General features: G+C 75.6%; 2 protein-coding genes. Both read left to right on the forward strand.

Translation table 11 applies throughout. The features are described 5' to 3' along the window. The coding region (locus H5J29_RS28035; protein ID WP_181783996.1) for a sensor histidine kinase at positions 1-1,104 on the forward strand (1,104 nt) is incomplete at its 5' end. A gap of 484 nt (positions 1,105-1,588) precedes the next feature. Next, complete coding sequence (locus H5J29_RS28040) at positions 1,589-2,653, forward strand: glycosyltransferase family 39 protein (protein ID WP_446686499.1); 1,065 nt, start codon at positions 1,589-1,591, stop codon at positions 2,651-2,653. Positions 2,654-2,774 lie beyond the last annotated feature (121 nt).

Here is a 2,774-nt window from a genome sequence, read left to right on the forward strand (position 1 = left end):
GACCGTCCGCAGACGGTCACGCTGTCGCTCGGGGACTACCGCGCCGTCGCGACAGCGGGGCCGGGCGGGACGGTGCTCGTCCTGGGGCAGCCCGCGGAGCAGGTCACGGACATCGTCAACCGGTTGGTGGTCATCGAGCTGGTCGTGATCGCGGTGGCGCTCGGCGGGGCCGTGGTCGCCGCGACGGTGGTCGTGCGGCGCGAGCTCCGGCCGCTCGAGGAGGTCGCGGGGATCGCGGCCGCGGTGTCGACGATGCCGCTGGACTCCGGCGAGGTCGAGCTGGCCGCCCGCGTCCCGTCGCCGGATGCGCGGACGGAGGTCGGGCAGGTCGGCGTGGCGCTGAACCACATGCTGGACAACGTCGCCGGTGCGCTCGACGCCCGCCAGGAGAGCGAGACCCGGCTGCGCCGCTTCGTCGCCGACGCCAGCCACGAGCTGCGCACCCCGCTCGCGGCGATCCGCGGCTACGCCGAGCTGACCGCGCGCGACCCGGAGCTGTCCACACAGGCCTCGCACTCGCTGGGACGCATCACCTCGCAGGCCGAGCGGATGTCCACACTGGTCGAGGACCTGCTCCTGCTCGCGCGGCTGGACGCGGGCCGACCGCTGGAGCGCGCCCCCGTCGACCTCACCCGCCTCGTGGTCGACGCCGTGTCCGACGCCCACGTCGCCGGCCCCGGCCACCGCTGGGAGCTGGACCTGCCCGAGGAGCCGGTGACGGTGCCCGGCGACGCCTCGCGGCTCACCCAGGTCCTCACCAACCTGCTGGCCAACGCGCGCACCCACACCCCGCCGGGGACGGTCGTCACCGTGGGGCTGGCGGAGGTCGCGGGAACGGCCGTCCTGCGGGTCCGCGACACCGGCCCCGGCATCCCCGCGACCCTGCAGCCCACGGTGTTCCAGCGCTTCGCCCGGGGCGCGACGGCCCGGGAGCGGCTGGGCGGGGACACCCCCAGCACCGGCCTCGGCCTGGCCATCGTCGACGCCGTGGTGGGGGCCCACGCGGGCCGCGTGGACCTGAGGAGCGAGCCGGGCGAGACGGTCTTCACCGTCACCCTCCCCGCCCCGGCCCTCCACCCGACCCCCACCGCGTCCCGTCCCTGAGCACGTTCCCGCCCGAGCCCCGCGAGTCGGACACCACCGCCCGCGAGTCCCCCGGTCCCGACGCGCGAGTCGGACACCACCGCCCGCGAGTCGGACACCACCGCCCGCGAGTCGGACACCGCCCGCGAGTCACACAGGCGGCCCACAGGTCGGGCACCGGGGCGGCACAGGACCGCCCACCACTCTCGGGCACCGTGACGAGCACCCTCTCCGCCCGCCCCACCGACTCGCACGCTCCCGACGAGCCGCCGCCGCGACCGCGGACCCGGCTGGTCGAGCGCGTCTCGGCCGCGGCGCTCCTCGTCGCGACGGGGTTCCTCTACCTGTGGAACCTCTCCGTCTCGGGCTGGGCGAACGCCTTCTATTCGGCTGCGTCGCAGGCAGGCGGCGCGAGCTGGGAGGCGTGGTTCTTCGGCTCGTCCGACGCCGCCGGCTCGATCACCGTCGACAAGACCCCGCGGCGCTGTGGGTCACCGGACTGTCGGTGCGGCTCTTCGGGCTCAGCAGCTGGAGCATCCTGGTGCCCCAGGCGCTCATGGGGATCGGCGCCGTCGCACTGCTGTACGCCACCGTCCGTCGCACCTCCGGCCATGCGGCTGGGCTGCTCGCAGGCGCGGTCCTCGCGCTCACCCCCGTCGCGACGTTGATCTTCCGCTTCAACAACCCCGACGCCCTGCTGGTCCTCCTCCTGGTCGCCGCCGCCTGGGCCACCCTGCGCGGGCTCGAACGGGGTCACACCCGGTGGCTGGTGCTCGCCGGCGTGGTCCTCGGCGCGGGTTTCCTCACGAGGATGGTGCAGGCCTTCCTGATCGTCCCCGCCCTCGCCGCGGTGTGGCTGCTCGCCGCGCCCACCGGCGTCGGCCGACGGATCCGGGACCTGGTGCTCGCCGGCATCGCGATGATCGTGAGCGCGGGCTGGTGGGTCGTGGTCGTCGAGCTGTGGCCCGCGTCGTCGCGGCCGTACATCGGCGGCTCGCAGAACAACTCCGTGCTCGAGCTGGTGCTGGGCTACAACGGGTTCGGCCGGCTGACCGGGGACGAGACCGGCAGCGTCGGCGGCGGCGCCGGTGGCGGCTGGGGCCGGACCGGCATCACCCGGCTGTTCGGGTCCGAGATGGGCACGGAGGCGTCGTGGCTGCTCCCGGCGGCGCTGATCCTGCTGGTCGGACTGATCTGGCTGACCTGGCGACGCCCGCGGACCGACCGGCTCCGCGCCGCCGTGATCGTGTGGGGCGGCTGGCTGCTGGTCACCGGGCTGCTGTTCAGCTACATGGCCGGGATCATCCACCCGTACTACACGGTCGCCCTCGCGCCGGCGATCGCGGCGCTGGTCGGGATGGGCGCGGTGGAGCTCTGGCGGATCCGTTCGACCGCCGCCGCCCGTGTCCTGCCGGCCGCCTCGACCGCGGTCGCCGCGGGGTGGGGCTTCCACCTGCTCGACGGGTGGCAGCCCTGGCTGGGCTGGACCTCGCTCGCCCTGGGGCTGGTCGCGGCCGCTGCCCTGCTCGGCGTGCACCGGATGCCGCGCTGCCGGCGGCCGGTGTGGTGACGGGGGCGATCGTCGCCTCCCTCGCGGGCTCGGCGGCCTGGTCGGTCGCCACCGCGGCGCAGGCCCACACCGGCGCGATCCCGAGCGCGGGCCCGGCGGGGGTCGGCCGGGGCGGACCCGG

The sequence above is a fragment of the Pseudonocardia pini genome, assembly GCF_013870575.1.
In the GTDB taxonomy this organism is placed as follows: domain Bacteria; phylum Actinomycetota; class Actinomycetes; order Mycobacteriales; family Pseudonocardiaceae; genus Pseudonocardia; species Pseudonocardia pini.